This is a genomic window from Sphingopyxis sp. Geo48 (assembly GCF_949769155.1).
Classification (GTDB): domain Bacteria; phylum Pseudomonadota; class Alphaproteobacteria; order Sphingomonadales; family Sphingomonadaceae; genus Sphingopyxis.
This window is the reverse complement of sequence record NZ_CATKPA010000003.1, coordinates 199579-219515: the sequence shown is the minus strand read 5'-3', so window position 1 is coordinate 219515 and position 19937 is coordinate 199579. Positions and strand designations below refer to the sequence as shown.

16 protein-coding genes are annotated in these 19937 nt (G+C 67.0%); 9 read left to right on the top strand and 7 right to left on the bottom strand.

What is annotated here, in order from left to right; translation table 11 throughout:
- Positions 1–24: 24 nt before the first annotated feature.
- The 4 genes from QOL79_RS12550 to QOL79_RS12535 form a co-directional block, all read right to left on the bottom strand.
- A complete protein-coding gene (locus tag QOL79_RS12550; protein WP_283419817.1) occupies positions 25–1341 on the bottom strand; it encodes a spinster family MFS transporter in 1317 nt (438 codons plus the stop codon).
- A complete protein-coding gene (locus tag QOL79_RS12545) occupies positions 1338–2618 on the bottom strand; it encodes a serine hydrolase domain-containing protein (protein WP_283419816.1) in 1281 nt (426 codons plus the stop codon). The genes QOL79_RS12550 and QOL79_RS12545 overlap by 4 nt, the downstream gene beginning before the upstream one ends.
- 1 nt (position 2619) lies before the next feature.
- Complete coding sequence (locus QOL79_RS12540; protein ID WP_283419815.1) at positions 2620–4887, bottom strand: TonB-dependent receptor; 2268 nt, start codon at positions 4885–4887, stop codon at positions 2620–2622.
- A gap of 197 nt (positions 4888–5084) precedes the next feature.
- On the bottom strand, positions 5085–6149 hold the full coding sequence (locus tag QOL79_RS12535) for a GlxA family transcriptional regulator (protein WP_283419814.1): 1065 nt from the start codon (positions 6147–6149) through the stop codon (positions 5085–5087).
- Between the two features lie 134 nt (positions 6150–6283).
- Between QOL79_RS12535 and QOL79_RS12530 the strand changes: the two genes are divergently transcribed.
- Both QOL79_RS12530 and fdhD read left to right on the top strand, forming a co-directional pair.
- Positions 6284–7570: a TetR/AcrR family transcriptional regulator gene (locus QOL79_RS12530; protein WP_283419813.1), complete on the top strand. Its 1287-nt coding sequence runs from the start codon at positions 6284–6286 to the stop codon at positions 7568–7570.
- Between the two features lie 55 nt (positions 7571–7625).
- Complete coding sequence (gene fdhD / locus QOL79_RS12525) at positions 7626–8453, top strand: formate dehydrogenase accessory sulfurtransferase FdhD (RefSeq protein WP_058456540.1); 828 nt, start codon at positions 7626–7628, stop codon at positions 8451–8453.
- Here fdhD and QOL79_RS12520 read toward each other — a convergent pair.
- On the bottom strand, positions 8450–9100 hold the full coding sequence (locus tag QOL79_RS12520; RefSeq protein ID WP_058456539.1) for a DUF1345 domain-containing protein: 651 nt from the start codon (positions 9098–9100) through the stop codon (positions 8450–8452). The two genes, fdhD and QOL79_RS12520, sit on opposite strands and share 4 nt — an antisense overlap.
- An 8-nt stretch (positions 9101–9108) precedes the next feature.
- The gene (locus QOL79_RS12515) at positions 9109–11382 is read right to left on the bottom strand and encodes an FdhF/YdeP family oxidoreductase (RefSeq protein WP_283419812.1); all 2274 of its coding nucleotides are present in this window, start codon (positions 11380–11382) and stop codon (positions 9109–9111) included.
- Between the two features lie 340 nt (positions 11383–11722).
- Between QOL79_RS12515 and QOL79_RS12510 the strand changes: the two genes are divergently transcribed.
- The 7 genes from QOL79_RS12510 to QOL79_RS12480 all read left to right on the top strand — a co-directional run bounded on the left by QOL79_RS12510 (position 11723) and on the right by QOL79_RS12480 (position 18620).
- Positions 11723–12463 (top strand): AcvB/VirJ family lysyl-phosphatidylglycerol hydrolase, encoded by a 741-nt coding sequence (locus QOL79_RS12510; protein ID WP_283419811.1) that lies wholly within the window; start codon positions 11723–11725, stop codon positions 12461–12463.
- Complete coding sequence (locus tag QOL79_RS12505) at positions 12460–12867, top strand: DUF2147 domain-containing protein (protein WP_283419810.1); 408 nt, start codon at positions 12460–12462, stop codon at positions 12865–12867. The genes QOL79_RS12510 and QOL79_RS12505 overlap by 4 nt, the downstream gene beginning before the upstream one ends.
- On the top strand, positions 12864–15452 hold the full coding sequence (gene mprF, locus QOL79_RS12500; protein WP_283419809.1) for a bifunctional lysylphosphatidylglycerol flippase/synthetase MprF: 2589 nt from the start codon (positions 12864–12866) through the stop codon (positions 15450–15452). The genes QOL79_RS12505 and mprF overlap by 4 nt, the downstream gene beginning before the upstream one ends.
- Positions 15452–15874: a PDZ domain-containing protein gene (locus QOL79_RS12495; protein ID WP_283419808.1), complete on the top strand. Its 423-nt coding sequence runs from the start codon at positions 15452–15454 to the stop codon at positions 15872–15874. Before mprF ends, QOL79_RS12495 begins: the two co-directional genes overlap by 1 nt.
- Positions 15843–16529 carry a winged helix-turn-helix domain-containing protein gene (locus QOL79_RS12490; RefSeq protein WP_204992118.1) on the top strand — a complete coding sequence of 229 codons (687 nt, stop codon included), beginning with the start codon at positions 15843–15845 and terminating at the stop codon, positions 16527–16529. Before QOL79_RS12495 ends, QOL79_RS12490 begins: the two co-directional genes overlap by 32 nt.
- A 6-nt stretch (positions 16530–16535) precedes the next feature.
- Complete coding sequence (locus QOL79_RS12485; protein WP_283419807.1) at positions 16536–17903, top strand: sensor histidine kinase; 1368 nt, start codon at positions 16536–16538, stop codon at positions 17901–17903.
- A 72-nt stretch (positions 17904–17975) separates the two neighbouring features.
- A complete protein-coding gene (locus QOL79_RS12480; protein ID WP_283419806.1) occupies positions 17976–18620 on the top strand; it encodes a response regulator transcription factor in 645 nt (214 codons plus the stop codon).
- Between the two features lie 194 nt (positions 18621–18814).
- Here QOL79_RS12480 and QOL79_RS12475 read toward each other — a convergent pair whose 3' ends face one another.
- Positions 18815–19864 carry an ACP S-malonyltransferase gene (locus QOL79_RS12475; protein WP_283419805.1) on the bottom strand — a complete coding sequence of 350 codons (1050 nt, stop codon included), beginning with the start codon at positions 19862–19864 and terminating at the stop codon, positions 18815–18817.
- Between the last annotated feature and the right edge of the window lie 73 nt (positions 19865–19937).

Sequence of the window (19937 nt, the reverse complement as noted above, 5' to 3'; positions counted from 1 at the left end):
ACCCGACGCTTTTTGCCAAAGCGGTCACGCCTCGAAGTCGCGCACCAGCGCCGGGCGACCCGCCCAGAAGGCGACCGCCGCCAGCGGACCGCCGATTGCCGACCAGGCGAGAGCGAGGCGCAAGCCGTCGGCGCCGCCGATCGCGTCGCTGAGGATGCCGACGCTGAGCGGCCCTACTCCGAGCGCGACGAAGTTGACGATCAGGAACAGCACGGCAGAGGTCGTCGCCCGCATCCGCACGGGCACGATGCTTTGCGCACCGGCCAGCACCGGCGCCATCGCAAAGCTCGATATGACGATCCCCAGCGAGAGGAAGCCGAGCGCGGTGAGCGGCGCGGCGATCATTGCTGCTGCGACGAAGCAAGGGGTGCTCGCAAGCGAAGCCAGCGCGGGGACGCCGAGGTAAGCAGCGGGGTCGCGCGCGCGCAGCCGATCGGCGATCATTCCGCCGACGATGACCCCCAACGCGCCGGCTGCTCCGAACGCGAGGGCGAGCATGGCGCCGACGACGCTCGTCGCGCCGAGGCCGGGACTGAAGCGCGCAGCCAGCGCCTCGAGTTCGGGCGTGTGGTTGCGGATCAGCAGCGAACCGAAAAAGGCACCGAAAGCGAGCGTCGTCGTCGAAACGAAGGACGAACCCGTGACGAACATCCAGAAGCTGAACTTGCGCCCGAGCACGCCGAGCGCCTCGCGCGCCGACGGCACCGCATCGTCGGCGCCGATCGCGGGCCGCGGATCGCGCAGCGTGAACAGCATCAGGAGCGCGAGGACAATACCGGGGAAACCCGCGAGTACAAACGCCCAGCGCCAGCCGAAAGCGTCGGCCGCAATCCCGCCGCACGCAAGCCCGATCAGCGCCCCGAGCGGCTGGCCCGAACCGACGAGCGCGAGCGCTCGGGCACGCTTTTCGGGCGGCGTGATGTCGGTGACGAGCGCATGCGACGCGGGGCCGCTTCCGGCCTCGCCGACCCCGACCAGGACGCGCGCGACGAACAACTGGACAAAGCTCTGCGCCGCACCGCAGACCATCGTGAACAGACTCCACAGCGCCATGCAGCCGCCGAGCAACAGCGGCCGCCGCATCCGTTCGGCGAGCCGCGCGAGCGGCAGCGCCATCGTCGCGTAGAAGAGCGCGAAGGCGAGCCCGGTCATCAGCCCGATCTGCGTATCCGATAAACTGAGATCGCGGCGGATCGGTTCGACGAGGACGTTGAGGATCTGGCGATCGACGGCGCTGAGCGTGCTCGCGGCGAGCAGGAGCGCGAGCGCATAGCGGTGGCCGCCTGCCTGTGCCGGAACCATCGTGGCAACCTTTTCCATGGGGAGATCGGGTGTGCTCATCGCGCGCTCCCCGCACGCAAGGCTTCATAAACGAAGCGCGAGAAGGGCGCAAAATAGGGTGCGGGCGAGTTGATGGTCTGGGTGAAGAAGACCGCCGCGAGCTCGAGTTCGGGATCGACCCAGAAACGCGTTCCCGCCGAGCCGCCGAAGCTGAAGCTTCCCTGCCCGCCTGCGTCCCTCGCAAGCTCGGGTTCACGCACGACGACAACGCCCATCCCCATGTCGAGGCCGATGCCGCGTTCGTCGAGCGGCATCTTCATCATGGCATGTCTGCCGAGCCGGTCGATGACGCGTCCGCGGCGGAGTTCGGCGACGCTTTCGGGCTTCAATACGCGCGCCTCGCCGAGTGCGCCCTTTCCGGCAAGCATCATCGCAAAGCGCAATACGTCGTCGACCGTCCCTGCGAGCCCCGCGCCGCCGAGGTCAGCGCCCGGTTGCCGCGTCACGTCGAGTGGATGGAAGGTCGGACCGCCCGGCCGCGGAAAGCGCATCGTCGTGCATTCTTCGAGCCCGCCGGTGAAGGGCTGCGCAGCGTAGAGCTGGACCAGCCGGTGCTGCTCGTCGTGCGGCACGAAAAAGCCGGTGTCTGTGGCGCCGATCGGATCGAAGAGATACGTCTTCAGAAAATCGGCATAGCGCATCCCGCTGACGATCTCGACGATCCGGCCGAGGACCGCGAGACCCTCGCTGTAGTTCCACGCCGTGCCGGGTTCGGCGATCAGGGGCAATGACGCCAGCTTGTCGACATACTCCGCGAGCGTCGGCTGCTGCGCCTCGCGTGTCCCTTCCTGCAGGCCGTTCGCAAGATAGAAATCGGGGACGAGCCCAGCGAAGAAGCCCGAGGTCAGCCCCGACATATGCGTGACGAGATGTTCGATCGTGATCGCCGTCCTGGCCGGAGCCAGCCCCGTATCGGTCCAGACCTTCATGTTCGCGAAGGCGGGAATATAGTCGGCGACCGGATCGTCGACACGGATCAGCCCCGCCTCGACGAGAATCATCGCCGCGACCCCCGAATAGGCCTTGGTCAGCGACAGCAGCCGGTAGATGCTGTCGGCCTCTATCGGCCGGCCGGTCTCGCGATCGGCCCAGCCCATATGTCCGCGGGCGAAGACCTGACCCTTGCGCGCCAGCGCATAGGCCATGTTGGGCATCAACCCGCCCCCGACCATTTCGCCATAGAAACGATCGATACGGCCGAGCGCGTCGGGACAGAAGCCCGCCGAGCGCGCGTTGCTTGTCGGCAATTGCACGGCGGGCTCCAGCAAGGTCGCCATTTTAGAAGGTCGCGCCGAAGCGAACGCCCCAGGTGCGTGGCGGCAGATAGGTGCCACGCGGCAGGAAGAGCGCGAAGGAGGGGTTCGTCTCCTTGTCCGCGGCGACGTCGTTATTCTCCAGATTGTCGACATAGCCGGTGACCGAGAAGCGCTTGGACCGGTCGGTCCACACGATGCGCGCACCGCTCCGCCAATAGGAGCCGATGACATAGGGCTGGTCGTTGAACGGCCGCGTGAACTGCTTGCCGACCCAGGAGGTGTTGAAGCGCGCCGTCAGCGTGCCGACCGACCCCAGATCGAAGCTCTGTTCGAGCCCACCGCTCAATTTCCATTCGGGCGAACGGGTGAGGCGGTTCCCCGCAACATTGATCGGACAGGCGGTCGCCGGCGGCACGGGCGTGCAGGCAAAGGGCGTTCCCGTCGCCAGCGGATTGGTTTCGTCGACCGACGAGAAATCCTTATATTTGGCGCTGAGGTAGGTGAGCGCGAATTCGAAGCGGGTCCGGTCCACCGGCTCGGCGTTGAATTCGACCTCTACCCCTTTCGATACCGCCGAGGCGGCGTTTTCGAGGAAGCTCACCCCGACCGGCGGGCGGCGATATTCCTGCTTGTTCTTGTAATCGTATCGGAAGGCCGAAAGATTGAAGGTGACGCGCCGGTCGAACCACTGGCTCTTCAGGCCGATCTCGACTGCGTCGACCGTTTCGGGGTCATAATCATTGCCGTTCGAGCCGCCCGCCTGGTAGCCGCCCGCCTTGTAGCCGGTCGAGTAGCTGCCATAGAGCATCAGGTCGCTGGTCGGATACCAGTTGACGCCGAGCTTGTAGTTGAACTGGTCCCAATGCTTTTTGTACGGCCCCGAATGGATCGGTCCGCCCGTCGCAGGGTCGAACAGCCCCAGACCCGGCGCAAACGTATCTTCCTCGAGCCGCTTCTTGTCGTATGTGTAGCGCGCACCCGCAACGACCTGCAGCTTGTCGGTGAGATAATAGTCGGCCTGACCGTAGGCGGCGTAGGACGAGCTGTCGAAGACGTTGGGCCCGAAGGTCAGGATCTGCCCGTTCGGGATGATCAGCCCCAGATAGTTGAACAGGACGGGCAGCGTATATTGCGAGTTTTCGCGATAATAGAAGAGCCCGCCGACCCACGAAAGCGGCCCATTGCCGTTGGAGGCCAGCTGCAACTCCTGCGTAAGCGTCTCGAAATCGAGCGTGATGTCCTGTTCGGCAATGTTCAGCGGCGACAGGTCGAGATCGAAGTCCAGATTCTTGAGGCTGTTGTTGCTGTACCCGGTAATCGACTTCAGCGTCGCGAAGCCGAGATCCCAGCTGGTATCCGCGAAGAATCCATAAGTCACATCTTCCTTCGTGGGATCGATGTTGAAGGCAACGACCTGGCCATCGGCTATCGAAGGGTTCACCGTGGTCGCCGCCGCCGGGTAGAGTGCGTAGATGAGTGGCGACCAAGTGTAGGGCGCCTGCGGGCTGAGCGTCGCCGACGTGCTGTCGTCATGATAATAGAAGCCGCTGACATTGATCTGGAGCCGCTCGGACAGGTCGAAGGACAATGCGCCGCGGATGCTCGTATAGTCGCTGTCGTTGAGGTCGCGGCCGGTGACGATGTTCGTGATATAGCCGTCGCGCTTTTCGTTCGACAATGCGAGCCGGAAGCGCAGCCGATCGGAGATCGGACCGCCGACGGCCGCCTGGAACAGCCGCTTGTCATAATTGCCGAGCGTCAGCGACACGCTGCCCTCGAACACGTCGCTCGGCTTCTTGGTGATGATGTTCACCGCCCCGCCGACGGCATTGCGCCCATAGAGCGTGCCCTGCGGCCCGCGCAGCACCTCGATCCGCTCGATGTCGAACAGGTCGCGGGTCAGGAAGCTGCCCGCCTGGAGATAATGACCGTCCATGTTGAGCGAGACGCCGGGATCGCCGCCGATCACCGGATTTTCCGCTCCCACGCCGCGCAGGATGAGGCGCGAGTTGTTGAGCGTATTCGCCGACATCGTCAAACCGGGGGTCGAATATTGAAGATCCTCGATGGTGCGAATGCCGCGCATCTCGAGCTGCTTTTCGTCGAGCGCGGTGATCGCGATCGGTACGTCCTGCAGCGACTGCGCGCGCTTCTGCGCGGTCACGACGATTTCAGTGTCGCGGCTGTCGGCAGCATCGGCGGTGTCAGCCGCTTCGGCGGCTGCCGCCTGCGGAACAAGCGCCGCGACGGTCGCGAGCAACAGGAATTTCTTGTGCGAAAAGGCACGCATATCACCACTCCCCAAAGTTTATCGGTTTCGCGGGATGGTGCGGCGAGCAAGGCCTGGCGACAACGCCAACTATCCGACCTTTTGCGCCGAAGACATGGCGCAAATGCGTCGATTCCGGGGGCATGGCGACCCACCGGGGAAAGCCGACGAAGCTATCGGAAAAGGATCGCGCCAGCCCGGCGCCAAGGCGTTGCCGGTCAGGCCGCGACGGGTGTTTCACGACATGTCGCGCGAAACTCGCGCGGCGCCTTGCCCATGTGGCGCAGAAATACGCGGCGAAACACGTCGGCCGACGAAAAGCCGAAGCGATGCGCGATGCATTCGATCCGCCCGTCGCCCGCTTCGAGCGCCTGCCGCGCCGCCTCGACGCGCATACGCTCGACCGTCTTGGCAGGGGAGCTGCCGACGACTTCGGTATAGCGGCGCACGAAATTGCGCGTGCTCATGCCGACATGCGCCGCAAGCTGTTCGAGGCGGAGATCGGCGCCGAGATTGTCGGCGATCCACTGGTGCAGCCCGTCGAAGATATCCTCCTCGACCGATTGCGCGCGAAGCAATGTGCTGATCTGCGGCTGGTCGGCGCCGCGCCGGTTGACGACGACGAGCTGGCGCGCGATCCGCATCGCGACGCCGCGCCCCAGATCTTCCTCGACCATCGCGAGCCCGACATCGACTGCCGAGCTGCTGCCCGCCGCCGTCCAGAACCGGCCGTCGCGGACGAAGGTGGTGCCATGCTCGACCCGCGTTTCGGGATAATCGGCCTCGAGCGTCGCCGCGACGTCCCAACGCGTCACCGCGCGCCGACCCTCGAGCAGACGCGCCGCGGCGAGCAGAAACACCCCGCCGCCTGTCGCGCAGACGCGCCGCGCGGCGAGGGAATGGCGCCGCATCCACGCCAGCGTTCCGTCCTGCACGCTCCAAGGGACGATCCCTGCGCCGCCGGGAATGATCAGCGTATCGATCGGGTCTGCGGGATCGGGCTCGCCGAGTTTCTCGGTGACGACATGGCCGCCCGAAATCATCCGTACCGTTCCGGCGGAGGGCGCGACGATCGAGAGCCGGTACGGCCATTCGTCGCCGAAAATGAGGTCGGCGGGCTTCCCGCGCCCCAGGATTTCGCTGGCGCGTGCAAAGGGTTCGCTGATCCCGAATATGTCTAGCGCATTCGCGCCGTCATAGGCGAGAATCGCGATCCGCCGGGCGCGGACGGGTTCGCAGGCGGCGAGCCCCGCGTCGGGTTGCCTTTTCCTGCGGTCGTGCATGGATGTGTTCATCGCTTGCAGCCTGTTTGCTTGCACCTTACTCCCGCAGCAATTAATATCACAAAATATCCTTTATGCAATGAAACGAAAATAAATAGGGCAAGCGATTGGATGAACAGGTAAATTCTCCCGCGATGGCGAAGGACGGAAGCGCGCCCAAGCGCAAACGCGGCGCGCCGCGCAAGGCGACTCGCGGGCAGGTGCTCGACATCGCGACGCGGCTGATCAACCGCCGCGGCGTCGTCGCGACGCTGCTCGCCGACGTCGCGCGCGAGATCGGGGTGACGCGCATGGCGATGTACCAGCATGTCGCCGACCGCGAGGATCTGGTCTTCCAATGCTATGTGCAAAGCTGCGACCGGCTCGACGACGAGGTCGCGCAGGCGGCAAGCACCGCGGGCGGCGCGATCGAACAGATACGCGTGATGCTCCGGCGTCTGCTCGGCCCCGAAGCCCCCGCGCTGTGCGCGATCGTCGAGCCGGGCCTGCTGCCGGAGGATAAAAGGCGTGAGGTCGAACGGCGGTTCGACGCGGTGATCGCGCGCATCGTCGCCCTGCTCGACGCCGGGCATCGCGACGGGATCGTGCGCGCCTGCGATTTCGAGATCGTCGCGCGTGCACTGATCAACACGCTCTTCTGGGCGCCGCTTGCCATGCTGTGGAACCGGCGGCGGCTCGAGATCACCGGTCCGTCGATGCTGCAATCGGCCGAGTGCCTGTTTTTCCACGGCTGGGCGAGCGATCGCAGCGCGGCGGTCGATTACCGGCCGCTCGATATCGAGTCGTTGACCAGCCCGGTCGCCGATGCGTTCGATCGTGCCGCCGTAGGCGACGCGAAGCGCGAGCGGATTCTGGCCGCGGCATCGCGCCTCTTCAACAGCAAGGGAATCGATTCGACGACGCTTGAGGACATCGCGGCCGCCATCGGGGCGACCCCACGCACCCTCTATCACAATGTCGGCGACAAGGAGACTTTGGTCGCCGAATGCTATTTCAGGATGATGCGGATGGGCATCCATCTGCAATCGGCGGCGTTCGATCAGCCGGGGCCGAAATTGCCCGGCTACATCGCCTTCCAGAAAGCCTGGGCGCTGACGCAGATGCGCGCGGACCTGTCGCCGCTGATGCCACTTGCCGGTTTCGAAATGCTTAGCGCGAAGCATCAGGCGCGTTTCTATGGCTACGCCGACGAGCTCACGGTGCTGACGCTGGCGCACGTCCAGCAGGGCGTCGTCGATGGGAGTATGCGGCCGATCGGCACCTTCGCGACGGCACTGCAAGCGGGCGTCCTCGGCTGGCTTGCGCGGGCGAGTTATACAGATGCTGCCCAGCAGGAACATGTCGCGCGCGAAATCGCGATGCTGCTCGCGGTCGGGATCAGGGCGATCGAACGCGAGCCGGCCAACGCGGTGCATTTCTGACCGGCATGTTCCGCTGGTCCGCGCGCGGCGCGCCGCCTATAGGCTGGACCCTATAATGAGCGCGCAGGACAGCAAAGCCGGCCCCGTCGGCGCATCGACCACCGACCGCGGCGTCCGCCGGATCGGTCTTGCCGAGCGCGGCGATTCGGACCTGACGCGCGCGCTCGCGATCGAGGCGCCGGTGTCGGTCGAGGTCTCCGGCATCGGCTACGCGGTGATGATGGCGACCCCCGCCGATCTCGAGGACTATGCGCTCGGCTTCGCGCTCGCCGAGGGGCTGGTCGAGACGCCCGCGCAGCTCACCAAGATCGGCGTCCACCCGATCGAGGGCGGCTGGGCGCTACGCCTCTGGCTCGCCCCCGATCGCGCGCATCTGGCGCTCGAACGCGCGCGCCGCCGGGTCAGCGAAAGCAGTTGCGGCCTGTGCGGGATCGAGAATATCGAGGCGGTGCTGCGCCCGCTGCCGAGCGTCATCGCACACATCGACGTCGACCGGTCCGCGATCGCGCGGGCGCTCGCCGCGCTCGCCGATCACCAGCCGCTAGGCCGCGCGACCGGCGCGGTTCATGCCGCCGCCTTCTGTACGCCGGCGGGCGAGATTCTCTGCGCGCGCGAGGATGTCGGGCGGCACAATGCACTCGACAAACTGGTCGGCGCCCTCGCGCGCGCGGCGATCGATCCGGCGGGCGGCTTCATCCTGCTCTCGGCGCGGTGCAGCTATGAGCTGGTCGAAAAGACCGTGCGCGCGGGCTGTCCGATGCTCGTCACCATCTCGGCGCCGACCAGCCTCGCCGCCGAACGCGCCGCCGCCGCCGGACTGACGCTCGTCGCGCTCGCGCGCGCGGATTCGGCATTGTTGATCAGCGGCGGACCGATAGCTTAGGGGCCACCGAGCGCGTTCACGGTGAACGCCAATATCCCCATGTTGAACACGAACGCCGCCATGCAATGGCCGAGCGCGACGCGGCGCATATGCGCGCCCGATATGGTGACATCGGAGGTCTGGAAGGTCATGCCCAAGGTGAAGCTGAAATAGAGGAAGTCCCAGTAACCGGGTTCCTTGACCCCCGGCACCTCCAGCCCGCCGCGATCGCGACCGCCCTCCTGCAGATAATAGAGATGCGCATAATGGAGCGTGAATACCATGTTCGCGAACAGCCATGCGAGCAGGAGGGTCGCGACGATCAGCACGATATCGCCGCGATCGAGTTTTTCGGGGCTCGCGATCAGCGTCCCGACGGCGAACAGGACGACGAGCGACAGCAGCACCGAGATCGCGAGCAGGCCGGCGCGGTTCGCGTCATTGTCGACGGCGCGACCTCGCATTTGCTCGGCATCGGAACGCAGCAGCGTCAGCGACGCGGCGAGGAAGACGAGCGCCCCCGCGTCAAACCCCATGAGCAGGGCCGTCCGGCTCCCATCGCCAAGTGCCGCCAGCGCGCCGGCGACGCCCGCAAAAACCGCGGCGAAGAGAAGGAAGCGGACCGGCGCGATGTGCCGGCCGACGGCGAGCTTCGCGCGACGCGACATCGGTGGCGTCAGCCCGCCGCCGCGACGATGCGCACGGGGATCGACTTCGCGGCGGGACAGCCGCTGACGCGATCGTAATGATCGAGCGGCAACAGCGGATTGAGCTCCGGATAATAGCCCGCGAGCGATCCGCGCGGCATCGGATAGTCGACCAGCGTCAGATCGCCCACGCGCCGGTCGATCCCGTCGGCGGCGATCGTCTCCAGCGCCACCTTCGCCCCCGCCGCCAGCCCGCGCGCTTCGCGGTCCTCGGCGTTGACGAACAGCACCATCCGGTCGTTGTACACGCCGCGATAGCGATCGTTATAGCTGTAGATCGTCGTATTGAACTGGTCGTGCGAACGGATCGTCGAGAGCCGCAGCATCGCGGGATCGTCGACCGGCGGATCGACAAGAAGGCCTGGCAGGATCTGGAAATTCGCCTTGCCGTTCGGCGTGAGCCACACCAGCCGGCGCGGCGCAACGTCGAGATGAAAGCCCATCGGCGCCTTGATCCGTTCCGAAAAATCCGAATAGAGCGCCGGATAGACCTCGGCAATCTTGTCGCGGATGCGGTCGTAATCGTCGATATAGCCCGCCCAGTCGACGCGGCTTGCGGGTAGCGCCGCCATCGCGATGCGGCACACGATCTCGACCTCGGGCTTCAGGTCGTCACTCGCGCGGTCGAGCACCCCGCGCGAGGCGGTGACGTTCGACATCGAATCCTCGATCGTCACGAACTGTTCGCCCGCCGCGGTCTCGATCCGCTCCGACCGCGCGACGACGGGCAGGATCAGCGCGTCCTTGCCGTGCACGAGATGCCCGCGGTTGAGCTTCGTCGCGATCCCGACGGTCAGGTCGAGCGAGCACATCGCGTCGTAGGCGCGTGTCGTGTCGGGAATCGCGCGGACGAAATTGCCGCCGAGCCCGATGAAGACCTTCGCGGTGCCCGCGAGCATAGCCTCGACCGACTCGATCGTATGATGCCCGTTCTCGCGCGGAGGGTCGAAGCCGAAGACGCGCTGGACCTGGTCGAGATAGGCCTGTGTCGGCTTCTCGTCAATCCCGACGGTACGATCGCCCTGCACGTTGGAATGGCCGCGGATCGGCGAAATGCCCGCACCCGGCCGCCCATAATTGCCCTTGAGCAGCAGGATATTCGCGACCTGCTGGACCAGCTGCGACCCGAACTGGTGCTGCGTCAGCCCCATGCCATAGCAGATGATCGTCGCCTTCGACCGGATATAGATCTCGGCGCAGCGGCGGATCTGCTCCTCCGATATGCCCGATACCGCGACGATTTCGGCCCAGTCCTGCGCCAGTATGTCGTCACGCAGCGCTTCGACGCCCACCGTATGCTCGGCAATGAAGGCGCGGTCGAGGACCGCCTCGCCCGCGGCCTCGCGTTCGAACATGACGCGCATCATGCCCTTGAGGAAAGCAAGGTCGCCGCCGATCCGGATATGGACGAATTCGCTGGCGATCGGCGCCGATCCGAAGGTCGCCATCTGCACGACGTCCTGCGGCTCGGTATAGCGCATCAGCGCGCGTTCGGGCATCGGGTTGACGGCGACGATCGGGACGCCGCGCTTGTGCGCATGAAACAGCTGCGTCATCATCCGCGGCGCGTTGGTGCCGGGGTTCTGTCCCATGACGAAGATCGCCTCGGCATGATCGAAATCGTCGAGGATCACGGTACCCTTACCGACGCCGATCGCAGGGGGCAGCCCGCGGCTCGTCGGTTCGTGGCACATGTTCGAGCAATCGGGAAAATTGTTCGTGCCATATTCGCGCACGAAGATCGAATAAAGGAACGCCGCCTCGTTCGGGGTCCGGCCCGAGGTATAGAATTCGGCCTGATGCGGGCTTTCGAGCGCGCGCAGGTGCGATCCGATCAGCGCGAAGGCATCGTCCCAGCTCACCGGCACATAATGGTCGCTTGCCGCGTCGTAGCGCATCGGTTCGGTCAGCCGGCCCTGCATCTCGAGCCAATAGTCCGACTGCTCCATCAGCTCGGATACGCTGTGCTGCGCAAAGAAATCGCGCGTCACACGGAACTTCGTCGCCTCATGCGCCAGCGCCTTCGCGCCATTTTCGCAGAATTCGAGCTTCTTGGTGCAGGTCGCGTCGGGAAAGGCGCAGCTCGGGCATTTGAAGCCGCCCGGCTGGTTCATCGACAGCAGCGCGCGCGATCCCTTGGTGACGACGCTCTGTTCGAGGAGCACCTTCGCCGTCGCCGCCGCCGCGCCCCAGCCGCCCGCCGGGGCGTTATAGGCCTGATAGCGGGCTTTGCCGTCGGCCATCGCGTCATCTCTCCCGAACCAGAACACCTCGACCGACTAAAGCACAGCGCGGTGCGCATGACCATGCAAACGATGGTGTGATTGCCCGAAGCGGGCAGGCGATCCATCGAAAAGCGGCCAGCCCCCGGGGCGGGGGGCTGGCCGGATGCAGGCGGGCCGGGATCAGCGGGTGCCGGGTGAGACCCCGGCCAGCCTGCGGTTCGGGTCGCCGAAGGAGCTCAATCGCCTTCGACCCCTTGCTTCTAGTCCCGCGCGGCCGTCACCCGGATGGCCGGCACATGACAATATCGTAATCCGCGCGTCAGCTTGCGGAGGCGCACGACAGCCTATGAAGACCCTCATGACAAGCAAGATGGGCACAAGACGATGGAGACGGGCGGGGCTGCTCTTGCTCCTGCTCGCGCTTCTCGGCGCCGGCCTCGGCTACGTCTGTCTCGGCTATTATCGCCACACTATCTTCCACGACCTGCCCGCCGCCGGAGCCGGCCCGGCGGGCCCGGCGATCGTCATGCTTTCGGGTGACATGGGCGACCGCGTCGGGATGACGCCGAAGGTCGCCGCGCGGCTCCATGCGCGCGGTTATGCAATTGTCACCGTCAACAGCCTGTCCTTCTTCGCGCCCCGTCGCACCGCGGCCGAAGCAAGCGCGCTGGTCGCGGGCGCGATGCGCCGCGCAATGGCGCTCGGTCGCACCGATGATGTGGTGCTGATCGGCCAGTCGTTCGGCGCCGACATGCTCCACGCCGGCCTTGCCGACCTGCCGGTCGCCGCGCGGCGCCCGATTCGCGCCGTCATATTGGTGGTTCCGGGGCACGACATCATTTTTCGCGCTTCGCCCGTCGAACTCGCGGGACTCGAAACCCCCGACGCGCTCGCGCTGCCGACCGCCGCCCGGCTGACCTGGGTTCCGGTCACCTGCATCCATGGCGCCGAGGAGGCGAGCAGCCTCTGCCCTGAACTTTCCATGCCCAATGTCCGGCGCGTCACGCTGCCCGGCGGGCACCGGCTGGACTTCGACGACGCGGCGCTGACCGCAGCGATCCTGCCCGCAATCCATCAAGCGAAGGACGATCGATCATGAAGATGATGGCGCTGGCCCTGATGCTCGCCGCCTCGACGGGACTGGCCGCGGGCGCCGCCCCGCACCCCGCCGCGAGCCCGATCGGCCTGTGGGAGAACCCCAGGGGGACATTGCTTGTCCGGACGCGCTTTTGCGGACAATTGCTCTGCGGCAATATCGTCTGGGCGAGCCCGAAGGCTATGGCCGACGCACGCGACGCCGGCGTAAATGCGCTGCTCGGAACCGAGCTGCTCAGCGACTATCGCAGGAGCGGCGCCGCGCGCTGGACGGGCCAGGTCTATGTCCCTGACCAGGGGCGCCGCTTCTATTCGACGATCGAGCAGAAGGGGCCGGACGCCATCCGCATCTCGGGCTGCATCCTCGGCGGCCTGCTCTGCAAGCGGCAGGACTGGACGCGCCGATGAGCTGGATTTTCGGCTGGCCCCGCGCGCACAGGCGCACGCTCGCGATCCTCGCCGCGCTGCTGGTTGCCGCGCTCGGCTTCGCGGCCCTTTTCGGCCTGCTCCATTCGGTACGCCCGCACGCCATCCGCCACGCCTTCGACGCGCTGTCGGCGGCGCAGATCGCGGGGGCGCTGGCGCTCACCGCGACAAGCTATCTTCTCCTCACCCTCTACGACAGTTTCGCGCTGCATGTGCTCGGCAAGAAGCTTACGTGGCGCACGGCGGCGCTCGCCAGCTTCACCAGTTACACGCTCAGCCACAATCTCGGCCTCGCGCTGCTCACCGGCGGGTCGGCGCGCTACCGCGTCTATCGTGCCGCCGGACTCAGCGGCGGCGAGATCGGCAGCGTCATCGCGCTCGCCAGCCTCGCCTTCTGGAACGGCGTGATCCTGCTTGCCGGCCTCGCCGCGGCGACGAGCACGCAGATCCTGCCCTTCTTCGACTTCGGCCTGTCGCTCCACTGGCTGCACCTCGCCGGGATCGCGACAGTGACGATCTGCCTGATCCCGCTCCTGCTCCGCCATTTCGGGTTGCGCGCGATCGAGATCGGCGGCTGGCGCACGCCGATACCCGGTCCGGCGATGAGCGCGGCGATGACGCTTGTCGCCGCGCTCGATCTCGCCGCTGCCAGCGCCGCGCTGTTCATCCTGCTCCCGGCGCCCGATCCGGCCGCCTGGCCGCTCTTCTTCCTCGGCTATGCGCTCGCAATCATCGCCGCGCTGATCAGCCATGTGCCGGGCGGGCTCGGCGTGTTCGAGGCGGTGGTGATTGCGATGGTGCCCGGTGACAAGGCAGAGCTGCTCGCGGCGCTGCTCGCCTACCGCGTCATCTATTATCTGCTGCCGCTGCTCCTCGCCGCGCTGCTCCTCGCCTGGCACGAAAGCCGCGCGTGGCACGGACCGGCGAAGCAACTCGCCGCTGCGGGGCAGTCGCTGCTGCGCGAGCTGGCGCCGCCGCTGCTCGCCGCCCTCGTCTTCGCCGGCGGTCTAATCCTCCTCCTCTCGGGATCGACCCCGGCGGAGGCGGCGCGGATGCACGACCTCAAGCATTTCCTTCCGCTGCCGTTCGTCGAGGCCTCGCACCTTGCCGCGAGCCTTGCGGGCACGCTTCTCCTCTTCCTCGCGCCCGGGCTGCTCCGCCGCCTCGACGGCGCCTTCATCGCGACGCGCGCCTTGCTCGCCGCCGCGATACTCTTCTCGCTCGCCAAGGGGGGCGATTATGAGGAGGCGCTGATCCTCACCGGCATCGTCGCCGCGCTCCAGTGGAGCCGCGCCGCCTTCTACCGCCGCACCGCGCTGATCGACGCGCCATTGTCGACCGGTTGGATCGCCGCCGCGCTGACCGCGATCCTCGCCTCGGCCTTCGCGGGCTTCTTCGCCTACAAGCATGTCGCCTATTCGGGCAGCCTCTGGTGGCAGTTCAGCCTGAACGGCGACGCGCCGCGTTTCCTGCGCGCACAGTTCGGCATCGCGGTGCTGCTCGCGGGCCTCGCGCTCTGGCGGCTCCTCGCGCCGTCGGCGCGCTCGGCGCGATCAAGCGCGGTCAATTTCGACCAGATCGCGCCGGCGCTGGCGCTGGCCGAGCAGACCGACGCCTTTCTGGCCTACACCGGCGACAAGCGCTTTCTGCTCGCCGACGAGGGCGATGCCTTTCTGATGTACCGCGCGCAGGGCGCGAACTGGATCATGATGGGCGACCCGGTGGGCAATGAAGCGCGCTGGTCGGACCTGCTGTGGAAACTGCGCGAAAGGGCCGATGCGGCGCAGGGGCGCATCCTGCTCTATCAGATCGGCGCGCGCTGCCTGCCCTATGCGATCGACTTGGGCCTTTCGATCGTCAAATATGGCGAGGAAGCGCGCGTCGAGCTGGACGAATTCACGTTGGCCGGGCCGCAGGCCAAGTCGCTGCGCCATGCCGAGCGACGCGCCCTCGCCGATGGCGCCGAATTCGCGATCATCCCCGCCGCCGAGGTGCCCACGCATATCGCCGAGCTGAAGGCCGTGTCCGACGACTGGCTCGCGGCGAAGAAGCAGCGCGAAAAGGCGTTCAGCCTCGGCAGTTTCGACGCCGCCTATATGGCATATTTTCCGTGCGCGGTGGTCCGGATCGACGGGCGGATCGTCGCCTTCGCCAACATCCTCGCGACCGAGAATCGCGCCGAAATGTCGGTCGATCTGATGCGGCACGTCGAGGCCATCCCCTATGGCGTGATGGATTTCCTGTTCATCCGGTTGATGGAATATGCGCGGGCCGAGGGCTATCGCCGCTTCACGCTGGGGATCGCGCCGCTGTCGGGAATCGACGGGCGCAAGCTGGCCCCGGTGTGGGCGCGCGGCGCAGCCTTTCTCTTCCGCCATGGCGAGATGCTGTACGGCTTCGAAGGCCTGCGCAGCTACAAGGCGAAATTCGCGACGCACTGGGAACCGCGCTATATTGCCGGGCCGCGCGGCATGGCTTTCGCGCAGGGCATGGCGGCGGTCCATCATATCGTCAGCCGTCCACCCACAAAGACGAAGGCGCGGCCGCCCGCGCTTGCGCTGGCCTGATGCACGCCGTGCGCCCGCGCCCCATGCCCCCCGCCGGTGCCATGCTGATCATGCTGGCGGCCGTCGTTGCGCTGGCGGTGCATCTGGCCGCCGCGCCGCGTCCGGGGCCCGGCGGTCAGCTTCCGGGCCTGACCTTTGAGCCCGAGCGCGCGGCGCCGCACGCGCCGCTAGCGCTGGTCGTCACCAGCGTGCAGGACGGCAGCGCGGCGGCGCAGGCCGACATCGCGGCGGGCGACGTGATCGACCGCATCGACGGCAAGCCGATCGCATCGGTCTCTGCGGTCGCGCGCGCGGTGAAAGGCGACGCGGCAAGGGGGGTCGACCTCCATATTCGCCATGCAGGCGAGAGCCGCTATAAGCATCTGCCGCCCACCCGCGTGAAGGAACCGCATGTCCCAGAAAATACTCGTCGTCGAGGATGACCGGACGACCGCGGACTTTATCGTCAAGAGCCTGACCGGTGAAGGATTCGTCGTCGACCATGCCGCCGACGGGCGCGACGGGCTGTTCCACGCGACCGACGGCAGTTACGACGCGATCGTCCTCGACCGGATGCTGCCGGGGATGGACGGGATGGCGGTTCTCGCCGCCTTGCGCGCGGCGAAGGTCGCGACGCCGGTCATCATCCTCTCGAACCTCGGCGCGGTCGATGCACGCGTCGAGGGGCTGACCTCGGGCGCCAACGACTATCTGGTCAAGCCCTTCGCCTTTTCGGAACTGCTCGCGCGGCTGAAGCTGTTGATCGCCAAACCGTCGGGCGGAACGCAGGTCGAAACCATCCTCGCGTGCGAGGATCTGGAGATGAACCTGCTCAATCGCCGCGTCACGCGGGCGGGCAGGCGGATCGAGCTCCAGCCGCGCGAGTTTCGCCTGCTCGAATATCTGCTCCGGCACAAGGAACAGGTCGTCACGCGCACGATGATGCTGGAGGGTGTGTGGGAATATCATTTCGACCCCGGCACCAATGTCGTCGACGTCCATGTCAGCCGCCTGCGCCGCAAGGTCGACGACGGCTTCGACAAGCCGCTCGTCCACACGATCCGCGGCGCCGGCTATATGCTCGGCAAGGCGGGCTAGGCGCCAATGCGGCGGGGGTTCTTCCAGTCAACGACGGTGCGGCTCGCGCTCGCGTTGCTGCTCGCGCAGGTCGCGGCGCTCGCGCTGGGGCTGACGGTCATTCATCGCTTCACCGCCGCGACGATCCTTGCCGACGCGCGCACCGCGGCCGAGGTCGCACGCGACGATTTCGCCGAGGAATATCGGCAGGAGGGTGAGGCCGGCCTCGTCCGTGCGATCCGCGACCGGCTCGCGGCGCGTGACGACCGCAATTTCGTCGTGTTGCTCAAGGGTCCGGGCGGGGGGGCGATCGTCGGCAATCTCAAGCAATGGCCCGCGACGCTCGGCGACAACGAACGCTGGCGGCGGATCAGCCTGTTCCGCGAGGGCGGCACGGCTGCCGAGGAGATGGGACTGGTCACGCGGCGCCTGGACACCGGCCATGTCCTTCTAACCGGGGAAGTGCTCGAGGCGCAGGCACAGCTCGCCCGGGCGAGTCAGGCGGCTTTTCTCTATGCGCTTGCCGCCGGAATCCTGATCGCGACCGTCGTCGCCGCGCTCGCGGCGTGGATATTGTCGCGGCGGGTCGACGCGTTCGCGCGCGCCGCCTCGGCCATAGCGTCGGGCAAGCTCGATGCGCGCGTCGAGCGCGACGAAACCGGCGACGCCTTCGACCGGCTCGGCACCTCGATCAACGCGATGCTCGACCGGATCGAGGCGCTCGTCGGCGAGCTGCGCATGGTCACCGATTCGATGGCGCACGACCTCCGCTCGCCCGTCTCGCGGATGAAAGCGACGCTCGAACAGGCGCTCGGCCGCACGCGCGACCCGAACGCGATCGCCGCGCTCGCCGGCGCGATCGACGAGGCCGACAGCCTGCACCGCCTGCTCGACACCGCGCTCGAGATCAGCCGCGCCGAGGCCGGCATCGGCCGCGACCAGTTCGCCCGCTTCGCACTCGCGCCGCTGCTCGACGATCTCGCCGAAGTCTATGGCCCGCTCGCCGAGGACGAAGGCTTCGCGATCAGCGTCGACGCGCCCGCCGAGCTCGAACTGATCGCGCACCGCGAAATGCTGCTCCGGGCGCTGTCGAACCTGATCGACAATGCGCTGAAATATGCCGACGGCGGATCGGCGATCCGGCTGTCTGCGGCACGGGACGGAACCGACGTCGAGATAAGGGTCGCCGACGACGGCCCCGGCATCGCCGAGGAGCAGATCGGCGAGGCGGCCAAACGGTTCGTCCGCCTCGACCCCGCGCGCGGCGGCTCGGGCGCCGGGCTCGGGCTCTCGCTCGTCGAGACGATCGCCCACATGCACGACGGTCGGATGACGATCGCGCGGGCCGACCCGTACGGCACCATCGTCACGCTGCGGCTGCCCGTCGCCGCCTGATCGCCTCATATCGGCGCCGAAGCCGAGCGGATCGCGCTGGGCTTCGGCGGCTGGGCGCGCCAGCCTGGGCGCGTGAACCAGAGCGGGGGCCATATCCATCTGATCCTGCCCGAGGCGGTCGAGCGCGCGGCGTGTTTCCGCACGCTTGCCGAGCCCGGCGGCCGGATCGTGCGCAGCTTCGCGAGCGCCGACGCCTGGCTGGAAGCGGGCGCCGATGCCGACTGCGCGATCCTGCTCTTTCATTGGCAGCAAGCAGGACGCGTCAGTGGCGAGACATTGCTCGCGCAGCTCGCCGGACGCGCCGATGTCACGATCTTCGTCGCCGCGAGCCGCCTCGGCATCGCCGATGCCCGCGCGATCCTGCGCGGCGGCGCGCATGATTTGCTCCCCGCTCCGCTCGACCCGCGCCTCGTCCGCCGCACGATCGACGAGGCGATCACAAGCTGGCAGGCGCGGCGCGACGCGCTCGCGATGCACCGCGACGCTGAACTGCGGCTAGCCGCACTGACGCCGCGCGAGCGCGACATATTGGAGGCGATCGCTGCGGGGATGGGCAACAAGGCGATCGCCCGCCGCCTCGACCTCAGCCCGCGCACGGTCGAAGTTCACCGCGCGAACATCATGCGCCGCGCCGGGGCGGGCAGCGTCGCCGAGCTGCTCCGCCTCGCCTTCACCGCCGAGCTGGCGCGCGGGAACCCTCTCCATTTCGGTGCATGAATCCCGATCGGCACCGCCGGATCGCCGCACAGGTGCCTATAAGGAGGATGAACGGACGACCGCCGCTGAGTTGGTCCCCATCGGCACCGCCGTTCTCCCTCGTGGCCGAACCCCACCAGGCCACGGATCCCAAGCGGGCCGGCGGAGAAAGTTCCATCTCCGCCGGCCCAATTTCTGTGGGGTGACCCCGATTTCTATCGACTGACCAACGTGCGCTGCTCAGGCCGTCCCATCGAGAGCAGGATCGGGTCGGACGCCTGCCGCACCACGAAATCGGCCTTGCCGGCCATCCCCTGCCATTCGATGCCGATCAGCGACTGCGCGATCGCACCGCCCAGCGTGTCGCCGGGGCCGGGCAGGATGATCACGTCGGGCGCGAACTCCTTGACTGCGACCTGCACCGACAGCGCGAAGTCATAAGGCGCAAGAATCTGGTGGCCGAAGGTATAATCCCAGATCGCGCCCGGGTCGCTGGAGAAGCGCCGCCAGATATGCCCGCGCCCGTCGACCATCGGGATTGCAGGACCGCCGAACAGCGACGGAGGCAATTCGGCCTTCGCCTTGTCCGAGCTGCCGAACATCAACGGCGTGTGGAAAGGGCCGTGACCCGCGAGACGCAGCGGATCGCGGCCGGGGGTTTGCGGCGCTTCGGCGAGCAGTGCGGCAAGACCTTCCTCATTCCCCGCAAGGACGAGCATCCCGGCGAGGTCGATCGACAAGGCGAGATCGTGACCGGGGCGCGCAGCGATATTCGCGACGAGATCGAGTAACTGGTCACGGAGGCCCGGGACGGGCCGCCAATCCTCGTCGACCACCTGAAGCAATATCTGCCCGCCGGGGCCGTGCGTCTGGCTGTTGAGGCCCATCGCGTTCGAAATGCGAAAGCCATCCTCGATCGACACCGCCCCGCCGAGCGCGAGCGCGCTGTACCAGCCCATCGAATTGCCCGCGACCGCGACGATGTCGAATTTGTCGCGATCGATGCTCAGCCAGTCGAGTGCGGTGGCGGCATAGATCAGCGGCGCCGCGACATCGCCGCGCATATGCGTCGCGACGCTGAAGCGATCGGCACCGTCGAGCTCGGTGACCGTTGGCTGGCTGCGCTCGCGGCGCTGCGCGTCGAAGTTTGCAATGAGTTCGGCGAAGCGTGCGCGGTGGAGCCGCGCAATGCTGCCGAGCTCGCCCTTGCCATAGGTGCCGCGGCCGGGCGCGACGACGAGCGCGGTCTTGCGGTTGCGTCCCATCACTTCCCCCTCTTCGAAAAGCCCTCGTGCCCCTGCCAAGGCAGGGGCCCATCTCCCACGGCCGCAATCTCGT

Bases quoted from the DNA above. Each gene is read 5' to 3' on its own strand.
- QOL79_RS12510 (WP_283419811.1), top strand. From the start codon at position 11,723: ATGACAAGCAAGATGGGCACAAGACGATGGAGACGGGCGGGGCTGCTC.
- QOL79_RS12485 (WP_283419807.1), top strand. From the start codon at position 16,536: ATGCGGCGGGGGTTCTTCCAGTCAACGACGGTGCGGCTCGCGCTCGCG.
- QOL79_RS12520 (WP_058456539.1), bottom strand. From the start codon at position 9,100: ATGTCGCGTCGCGCGAAGCTCGCCGTCGGCCGGCACATCGCGCCGGTC.
- fdhD (WP_058456540.1), top strand. From the start codon at position 7,626: ATGAGCGCGCAGGACAGCAAAGCCGGCCCCGTCGGCGCATCGACCACC.
- QOL79_RS12505 (WP_283419810.1), top strand. From the start codon at position 12,460: ATGAAGATGATGGCGCTGGCCCTGATGCTCGCCGCCTCGACGGGACTG.
- QOL79_RS12515 (WP_283419812.1), bottom strand. From the start codon at position 11,382: ATGGCCGACGGCAAAGCCCGCTATCAGGCCTATAACGCCCCGGCGGGC.
- QOL79_RS12545 (WP_283419816.1), bottom strand. From the start codon at position 2,618: ATGGCGACCTTGCTGGAGCCCGCCGTGCAATTGCCGACAAGCAACGCG.
- QOL79_RS12535 (WP_283419814.1), bottom strand. From the start codon at position 6,149: ATGCACGACCGCAGGAAAAGGCAACCCGACGCGGGGCTCGCCGCCTGC.
- QOL79_RS12530 (WP_283419813.1), top strand. From the start codon at position 6,284: ATGGCGAAGGACGGAAGCGCGCCCAAGCGCAAACGCGGCGCGCCGCGC.
- QOL79_RS12495 (WP_283419808.1), top strand. From the start codon at position 15,452: ATGCACGCCGTGCGCCCGCGCCCCATGCCCCCCGCCGGTGCCATGCTG.
- mprF (WP_283419809.1), top strand. From the start codon at position 12,864: ATGAGCTGGATTTTCGGCTGGCCCCGCGCGCACAGGCGCACGCTCGCG.
- QOL79_RS12540 (WP_283419815.1), bottom strand. From the start codon at position 4,887: ATGCGTGCCTTTTCGCACAAGAAATTCCTGTTGCTCGCGACCGTCGCG.
- QOL79_RS12550 (WP_283419817.1), bottom strand. From the start codon at position 1,341: ATGAGCACACCCGATCTCCCCATGGAAAAGGTTGCCACGATGGTTCCG.
- QOL79_RS12475 (WP_283419805.1), bottom strand. From the start codon at position 19,864: ATGGGACGCAACCGCAAGACCGCGCTCGTCGTCGCGCCCGGCCGCGGC.
- QOL79_RS12490 (WP_204992118.1), top strand. From the start codon at position 15,843: ATGTCCCAGAAAATACTCGTCGTCGAGGATGACCGGACGACCGCGGAC.